The organism is Streptomyces sp. NPDC041796, from assembly GCF_055590785.1.
On sequence record NZ_JBVJAH010000027.1, the window covers coordinates 64,330 to 72,233 of the forward strand.

Consider the following 7,904-nt stretch of genomic DNA (forward strand, 5'->3'; position numbering starts at 1 on the left):
GTCCGAAGGAGCGAGCGACGATGCCCGAGCTGAGGTCCCGCACTGTCACCCACGGCCGCAACATGGCGGGCGCCCGCGCCCTTATGCGGGCCTCCGGTGTACCGGGCGCGGACATCGGCCGCAAGCCGATCATCGCCGTCGCCAACTCCTTCACCGAATTCGTGCCGGGCCACACCCACCTCCAGCCGGTCGGCCGGATCGTCTCCCAGGCGATCAGCGAGGCGGGCGGCATCCCGCGCGAGTTCAACACCATCGCCGTCGACGACGGCATCGCCATGGGCCACGGCGGCATGCTGTACTCGCTGCCCTCCCGCGACCTGATCGCGGACAGCGTCGAGTACATGGTCGAGGCGCACTGCGCCGACGCCCTGATCTGCATCTCCAACTGCGACAAGATCACCCCCGGCATGCTGATGGCCGCGCTGCGCCTCGACATCCCGACGGTCTTCGTCTCCGGCGGCCCCATGGAGGCCGGCAAGGCCACCCTCGTGGACGGCACGGTCCGCACACTCGACCTGGTCGACGCCATGTCGGACGCCGTCAACGACGCGATCTCGGACGCGGACATGCTCCGTATCGAGGAGAACGCCTGTCCGACCTGCGGTTCCTGTTCCGGCATGTTCACCGCCAACTCGATGAACTGCCTCACCGAGGCCATCGGCCTGTCGCTGCCCGGCAACGGCTCGACCCTCGCCACCCACACGGCCCGCCGCGCCCTGTACGAGAACGCCGCCCGCACGGTCGTCGAGCTGACCGACCGCTACTACGCCCAGGGCGACGAGTCCGTCCTGCCGCGCAACATCGCCACCACGGCGGCCTTCGAGAACGCCATGGCCCTCGACATCGCCATGGGCGGCTCCACCAACACGATCCTGCACCTGCTGGCCGCCGCCCAGGAGGCGGGCGTCCCCTTCGGCCTGGAGGAGATCGACGCCGTCTCGCGCCGCGTGCCGTGCCTGGCCAAGGTCGCCCCGAACGTCGCGAAGAACCGCACGTACTACATGGAGGACGTGCACCGCGCCGGCGGCATCCCCGCCCTGCTCGGCGAACTGCACCGCGCGGGCCTGCTGAACGAGGACGTGCACAGCGTCCACAGCCCGTCGCTCTCCGACTGGCTCAAGACGTGGGATGTCCGCGGTGGCTCGCCGTCCGCGGAGGCCGTCGAGCTGTGGCACGCCGCCCCGGGCTGTGTCCGTTCCGCCGAGGCGTTCTCCCAGTCCGAGCGCTGGGAGACCCTGGACGTGGACGCCGCCGAGGGCTGCATCCGCTCCGCCGAGCACGCCTACTCCAAGGACGGCGGTCTCGCCGTGCTGAAGGGCAACCTGGCGGTCGACGGCTGCGTCGTGAAGACCGCCGGTGTCGACGAGTCGATCTGGACCTTCGAGGGCCCGGCGGTCGTCTGCGAGTCGCAGGAGCAGGCCGTCGAGAAGATCCTGCTGAAGGAGATCAAGGAGGGCGACGTCGTCGTCATCCGCTACGAGGGCCCCAAGGGCGGCCCCGGCATGCAGGAGATGCTCTACCCGACCTCGTATCTGAAGGGCCGGGGCCTGGGCAAGGCCTGCGCGCTGATCACCGACGGCCGCTTCTCCGGCGGTACGTCGGGCCTGTCGATCGGCCACGCGTCGCCGGAGGCGGCGAGCGGCGGCACGATCGCGCTGGTCGAGGACGGCGACCGGATCCGTATCGACATCCCGAACCGCTCCATCGAGCTGCTGGTCGACGACACCACGCTGGCCGCCCGCCGCGAGGCCCTCGGCGGCGTGTACGCGCCGAAGAACCGCGACCGCAAGGTCTCGGCGGCCCTGCGGGCGTACGCGGCGATGGCCACGAGCGCCGACAAGGGCGCGGTCCGGGACGTCACCAAGCTCGGCTGATCACCACGTCGACGGGGCGTCCGCCTCCACCGCGAAGACGGACCCGTCGGGCGCCGTCGCGAACACCATGCCGTTCGCGACGGCGGGCGCGGGCAGCAGCGGCGCGAACGTGTACCGTCCGCCGTCCATACGTGGCTTGGTCACCCCCAGCAGCACGCCACGCTCGGCGTCCACGGCCAGCAGCCGCCCGTCGGCCGCCGCCAGGTGGACGTGCCCGCCCGCCACGACCGGACGGGAGGCGCGCGTCACCCCCGTCTCCAGCCGCCAGCGCTGCGCCCGCTGGGCGCCGCGCCCCGTGGTGTCCACGGCGGTGAGCGAACCGCCCGACCCGATGACGTACACGGTGTCGCCCGCCATCACTGCCTGTGCCTGATCGGCCGGGACCGTCAGGGGTACACGCCGAGCGGTGCGGTCGGCCGTCTCCAGCGTGACGACCGCGTCGGTGTACAGGTCCGTGTCCGTCGACAGGAGCAGCAGCGTGCCCCCCGCCGCCTGTACGGGGCTGAGGGCACCGCTCATCCGCTTGGTCCACAGCACCCGTCCGTCGGCCGGGTCGACCGCGCTCACCAGCGTGGACCTCGCGTCGGGCGAGGCGGTCGCGGCGTACGCGACACCGCCGCCGGTGATCCACTGCGCGCCGGGCGCCGCCGGCCGCCGCCCCTTCCAGCGCTCCGCGCCGGTCGAGCCGTCCAGGGCGCGGACGGTACCGTCCGCCGCCACGAGCAGCACGGTGTCGCCCGCGTGCAGGACATTGGTGTACGCGGAGACGTCCTCGCTCCACCGGGTGTCGCCGCTCTCCGGGGCGAGCGCGTCGAGGCGGGCCGGGCCCGGCGTCACGACATGGACGAGCCCGCCGGAGAGCACGGGCGCGGCGCCCGTTTCGTCACCCGCTCGGGTGCCCGTCGCCTCCTTCGTCCAGACGGTGGTGCCGTTCGCGGGGCTGAGGCGGACCGCCTTGACGCCGGGCGCGGCGCAGTAGAGGGCGCGGGTGGCGTCGGCGGTGCACAGGGGTGTGCGGTTCTCGCCGCCGCCCGCGCCGAGGGTGGCGGACCAGGGCCGGAACGCGGGGCCCTGACCGGCCTGCGCGGTGGTGGCGGGGGGCGGCTCCTCGCCCAGGCCGCCCCGCACCCCGACGACCCCGCCCGCGATCACACCGGCGAGCAGGGCGAGCCCGGCGGCCCACCGCAGTCGCCGCCCACGGCGCGCGGCGGCCCTCAAGCCGGCGGTTGCGCAGCCGGGGGCGCCGGAGCCGTCGTCCACGGGAGCCGGTTCCTCCGCCCGCCGCTGCCCCGGGATGAGCGCCGCGCCCGTACCGCCCTCGGGCCCACCGTCGCGCAACTCGCCCATCAGCTCGTCCGCCGTGGGCCGCTCCGCCGGATCCTTCGCCAGGCAGCGCCTCAGCAGCGGGACCAGGTCCTCCGGTACCCCGGCCAGGTCGGGCTCGTTGTGGACGACCTGGTAGGCCACGATGTACGGCGAGTTCGAGTCGAACGGCCCACGACCGGTCGCCGCGTGGACCAGGACCGCGCCCATCGCGAACACATCGGCGGCGGGTCCGACGTCGCGAGGCCGCTGGAACTGCTCCGGCGCCATGAACGGCGGCGTCCCGATCAGCTTTCCCGTCTCCGTACGCAGATCGCTGTCCGCGGGCCGCGAGATACCGAAGTCGATGACCTTCGGCCCGTCGGCGGCCAGCAGGACGTTGCTCGGCTTGAGGTCGCGGTGCACCACACCCGCCCGGTGGATGTCACGCAGCGCCTCGGCGAGCCCGGCGCCGACCTTCCGCAACTCCACGGAGCCCAACGGGCCGTTCCGCTTCACCCGCTCCGACAGGGTCGGACCCTCGATGAACAGCGTGGCCATCCAGGGCCGCCCGGCGTCCGGATCCGCGTCCACGACGGGCGCGGTGAACGCTCCGCTGACCCGCCGGGCGGCCATGACCTCCTGCCGGAACCGTGCCCTGAACTCGTCGTCCGCCGCATGCTCGGCGTGCACGACCTTCACCGCGAGCCGCAGCCCCGAACCGGACCTGGCCAGGTGGACGACACCCATGCCGCCCGAACCCAGGCACTCCTCCAGCCGGTACCGACCCGCGTACTGCGGATGCTCCGCTTCCGGAAACGGCTCCGGAACCGGTCCGGTACTGCGCAACGGCGGCATCGCCACCCCCGTGTGTGTTCGTCCGTGCGCGTCCCGCGTCCAGCGCGACGCACGGAGCCTAGTCGATGATGCGTGCGATGCCGTCAGGGCTTGTTAGCCTGCGCGCGGCGCGCGTGCACGGGGCACGCGCCTCGACGGGGGAGGGCCGTATGGCCATGGAAGAAGCGACGGCGGAAGCGACGGCGGAGGCGACGGGGGACGCGGTCGACACCGCGGAGTACACCGTGAAGCGCTACCCGGTGGCCCCCGGCTACCGGATCAACGTACGCAGCGGCCCGGGTACGAACTACACCGTGGTGAAGGTCCTGGCCGAGGGCGTCCGCGTCCCGATCAACTGCCAGAAGCCGGGTACGACGGTCACCGGCCCGTACGGCACGACCAACCTGTGGGACAACATCGCCAACGGCCAGTACGTCTCCGACGCCTACGTGAACACCGGCAGCGACGGCTACGTCGCCGTGCGCTGCTCCTGACCGCTCCACGGGCCGCCCGGGGATAATCGACCCCGTGAGCGACCAGACCAGTGGCACCAGCAGCGACACCACCAGCGGCACACCCGCAGGGCCGCAGCCCGAGCCCATCCGCTTCTTCGGCACGACCTGGGTCGGCCACGACGGCGGCTACGGGCTGCGGCGCGCCGGGGTCGCCGCCGGCTCGCTCGCCGCGGCCGTGGGCGGAGCGTTCGTTCTCCGCTTCGCCCACGAGGGCCTGGCGGTCGCCGACGTCGGCGGCTTCGTCAACACCCTGCTCGTCGTCATGTTCGCCGTCTGCACCACCATCGCCTTCAGCCGGACGTGGCAGGGCTTCACCCGCCGCCCCGCCGACCCGGCCCGCGAGGACGCGCTGCGCAGCCTGAAGGCCATCGGCTTCATCGGCTCCCTTCTCGCGTACTTCCTCCGTTCCCTCATCGAGGCGCCCGGCGAGAAGCTGCTGCGCGCCGAGTACGAGACGGCCCTCGCCCGGTACGAGAAGCGCCGCTCCACCCGCGCGGGCAACCCGGCCGCCCGCAAGAAGACGCCCAAGCGCTGAAGCCCAAGGGCCAAAGCGCCCACACACCAAAGCGCCCACACACCAGAAGCACCCGCGCGCTGTTCCCCTCCTTGACGCCCACCTCCCGCGGGCGCCATATTCATCACATGGTGAATTTTACCGGTCATGCCATCGAGGCCCATGACCTCACCGCCGTACGCGGCGACCGCACCGTCCTGCGCGGCCTGGACTTCGCCGTACCGCCCGGACGCATCACCGGCCTCCTCGGCCCCTCCGGCTGCGGCAAATCGACCCTCATGCGCGCGATCGTCGGCACCCAGGCCCACGTGACCGGCACCCTGAACGTCCTCGGCCACCCCGCCGGCGACCCCTCACTGCGCGCCCGCATCGGCTATGTCACGCAGGCCCCCTCCGTCTACGACGACCTCACCGTCCGGCAGAACCTCGACTACTTCGCCGCCGTCCTGCTCCCCGGCCACCGCCACCGCGACGCCCGCGCGGAAGCGGTCACCCGCGCCATCACCGACGTCGACCTCGCCTCACACACCGACGCCCTCGCCGGGAACCTCTCCGGCGGCCAGCGCAGCCGCGTCTCCCTCGCCGTCGCCCTGCTCGGCACCCCGGAGCTGCTCGTCCTCGACGAGCCGACCGTCGGCCTCGACCCCGTCCTCCGCCGCGACCTGTGGGACCTCTTCCACCACATCGCCGCCGAACGGGGCGCCACACTCCTCGTCTCCTCGCACGTCATGGACGAGGCCGAACGCTGCCACCGCCTCCTCCTCATGCGCAGCGGCGAGATCCTCGCCGACGACACCCCCGAGGCACTGCGCCGCCGCAACGACACCGCCACCGTCGAAGACGCCTTCCTCCGCCTCGTCGACGCCGCCAACGCCCTCCAGGAAGCCCAGCGATGAACACCTCCCGGGTCCTCGCCACCACCGCCCGCGTCCTCCGCCAGCTGCGTCACGACCCCCGCACCATCGCCCTGATGCTCCTCGTACCTGTCCTGATGATCACTCTGCTCCGGTACGTGTTCGACGGCAGCGCCGGCACCTTCGACTCCATCGGCGCCTCCCTGCTCGGCATCTTCCCGCTGATCACCATGTTCCTGGTGACCTCGATCGCCACCCTCCGCGAACGCACCTCCGGCACGCTGGAGCGCCTCCTCGCCATGCCCCTCGGCAAGGCCGACCTGATCGTCGGTTACGCCCTCGCCTTCGGCCTCCTCGCCGTCGTCCAGTCCGCCCTCGCCACCGGAGTCGCCCTCTGGGTGCTCGGCCTCGACGTCACCGGCTCCCCCTGGCTGCTGCTCCTGGTCGCCCTGCTCGACGCGCTGCTCGGCACCGCCCTCGGCCTCTTCGTCTCGGCGTTCGCCGCCTCCGAATTCCAGGCGGTCCAGTTCATGCCGGCCGTGATCTTCCCCCAGCTCCTGCTCTGCGGCCTGTTCACCCCGCGCGACACCATGCAGCCGGCCCTCGAAGCCATCTCGAACGCGCTGCCCATGTCGTACGCCGTCGACGGAATGAACGAGGTCCTCCGGCACACCGACATGACCGCCGAGTTCCTCCTCGACACCCTCGTCGTCGCCGGCTGCGCACTCCTCGTCCTCGTCCTCGGCGCGGCCACCCTCCGCCGCCGCACCCCCTGACACCGCCCGCCCCTCGGACACACCCGCCCCGACGGGCACCCCGGTGCGAGGATGGCGTCACGTACCCCCGTCCGGCGAGGTGAACTTCAGCCATGACCCAGACAGTCGCAGTCCTTGGCACCGGAAAGATCGGCGAAGCGCTGCTCAGCGGCATGATCCGGGCAGGCTGGCCCACCGCCCACCTCCTGGCCACCACACGCCGCGCCGACCGCGCCGAGGAACTCCACGCCCGGTACGGCGTCGGAACCGTCAGCAACGCGGAGGCCGCCAAGCGCGCCGACACCCTCATCCTGGCCGTCAAGCCCCAGGACATGGGCACGCTCCTCGACGAGCTCGCCCCTCACGTCGCCCCCGACCGCCTCGTCATCAGCGCCGCGGCCGGCATCACGACCACGTTCATCGAGGAGCGCCTGCCGGCCAACACCCCCGTCGTACGCGTCATGCCCAACACCCCTGTCCTGGTCGACGAGGGCATGTCCGTCATCTCCGCAGGCAGCCACGCCACGGGTGACCACCTCGCCCATGCCGAGGAGATCTTCGGCGGTGTCGGCAAGACCCTCCGCGTCCCCGAGTCCCAGCAGGACGCCGCCACCGCCCTCTCCGGCTCCGGCCCCGCGTACTTCTACTTCCTCGTCGAAGCCATGACCGACGCCGGCATCCTCCTCGGCCTCCCCCGAGCCCAGGCCCACGACCTCATCGTCCAGGCCGCGATCGGCGCCGCGGTGATGCTCCGCGACAGCGGCGAGCACCCGGTCAAGCTCCGTGAGGCCGTCACCTCCCCCGCCGGCACCACCATCAGCGCCATCCGCGAGCTCGAGAACCACGGCGTACGTGCCGCCCTGATCGCCGCCCTCGAAGCCGCCCGCGACCGCAGCCGCGAACTCGCCACCGGCAACGGCTGACCCGGCACCGGGCCGAGGTTGACACGCCCCTGCCCGGTCCGTACTGTTCTCCGGGTTGTCCGACGTGAGCGCCGACTCCGGTCGGTCCCCGGACAGCCATTCCGCAAGAACCACTCCAAGCGAGCGACGATCCGTCGTCCCGTTTTTCGTGCGCCTTTGCGAAATGAGGAATCCGCGTTCGAACGAGCGCAGCCCCGATTAGCGTCGGAGCCGAGGAATCCGCTAAAGTCTCACTCGTCGGAACGGCCCAACAGCCGGAAAGACAACCCCCTCTGACTGGGAATCAGGCCCGAAAGGATCTGATAGAGTCGGAACCGCCGGAAAGGGAAA

At 71.9% G+C, this 7,904-nt stretch carries 7 protein-coding genes; 6 read left to right on the forward strand and 1 reads right to left on the reverse strand.

Translation table 11 applies throughout. The features are described from left to right. Positions 1–20 precede the first annotated feature (20 nt). A complete protein-coding gene (gene ilvD, locus ACZ6C1_RS34735) occupies positions 21–1,874 on the forward strand; it encodes a dihydroxy-acid dehydratase (protein ID WP_469246800.1) in 1,854 nt (617 codons plus the stop codon). Here ilvD and ACZ6C1_RS34740 read toward each other — a convergent pair whose 3' ends face one another. Next, the gene (locus tag ACZ6C1_RS34740) at positions 1,875–4,034 is read right to left on the reverse strand and encodes a protein kinase domain-containing protein (RefSeq protein ID WP_469246802.1); all 2,160 of its coding nucleotides are present in this window, start codon (positions 4,032–4,034) and stop codon (positions 1,875–1,877) included. Positions 4,035–4,189: 155 nt separating this feature from the next. Here ACZ6C1_RS34740 and ACZ6C1_RS34745 point away from each other — a divergent pair, with 155 nt between their 5' ends. From ACZ6C1_RS34745 to proC, 5 genes are all read left to right on the forward strand, one after another. Beyond that, on the forward strand, positions 4,190–4,507 hold the full coding sequence (locus tag ACZ6C1_RS34745) for a hypothetical protein (RefSeq protein WP_469246822.1): 318 nt from the start codon (positions 4,190–4,192) through the stop codon (positions 4,505–4,507). 34 nt (positions 4,508–4,541) lie between these two features. Then, complete coding sequence (locus tag ACZ6C1_RS34750; protein ID WP_469246804.1) at positions 4,542–5,063, forward strand: hypothetical protein; 522 nt, start codon at positions 4,542–4,544, stop codon at positions 5,061–5,063. A gap of 107 nt (positions 5,064–5,170) precedes the next feature. After that, positions 5,171–5,938: an ABC transporter ATP-binding protein gene (locus ACZ6C1_RS34755; RefSeq protein ID WP_469246806.1), complete on the forward strand. Its 768-nt coding sequence runs from the start codon at positions 5,171–5,173 to the stop codon at positions 5,936–5,938. Continuing rightward, the gene (locus ACZ6C1_RS34760) at positions 5,935–6,672 is read left to right on the forward strand and encodes an ABC transporter permease (RefSeq protein ID WP_469246808.1); all 738 of its coding nucleotides are present in this window, start codon (positions 5,935–5,937) and stop codon (positions 6,670–6,672) included. The genes ACZ6C1_RS34755 and ACZ6C1_RS34760 overlap by 4 nt, the downstream gene beginning before the upstream one ends. 92 nt (positions 6,673–6,764) lie before the next feature. After that, entirely contained in the window at positions 6,765–7,574 is an 810-nt protein-coding gene (gene proC / locus ACZ6C1_RS34765) for a pyrroline-5-carboxylate reductase (RefSeq protein ID WP_469246810.1), read from the forward strand. The last annotated feature ends 330 nt before the right edge of the window (positions 7,575–7,904 follow it).

Excerpts from the sequence above, each read along its gene's own strand:
- ACZ6C1_RS34740 (WP_469246802.1), bottom strand. The coding sequence starts at position 4,034 with ATGCCGCCGTTGCGCAGTACCGGACCGGTTCCGGAGCCGTTTCCGGAA.
- ilvD (WP_469246800.1), top strand. The coding sequence starts at position 21 with ATGCCCGAGCTGAGGTCCCGCACTGTCACCCACGGCCGCAACATGGCG.
- proC (WP_469246810.1), top strand. The coding sequence starts at position 6,765 with ATGACCCAGACAGTCGCAGTCCTTGGCACCGGAAAGATCGGCGAAGCG.
- ACZ6C1_RS34760 (WP_469246808.1), top strand. The coding sequence starts at position 5,935 with ATGAACACCTCCCGGGTCCTCGCCACCACCGCCCGCGTCCTCCGCCAG.
- ACZ6C1_RS34745 (WP_469246822.1), top strand. The coding sequence starts at position 4,190 with ATGGAAGAAGCGACGGCGGAAGCGACGGCGGAGGCGACGGGGGACGCG.
- ACZ6C1_RS34755 (WP_469246806.1), top strand. The coding sequence starts at position 5,171 with ATGGTGAATTTTACCGGTCATGCCATCGAGGCCCATGACCTCACCGCC.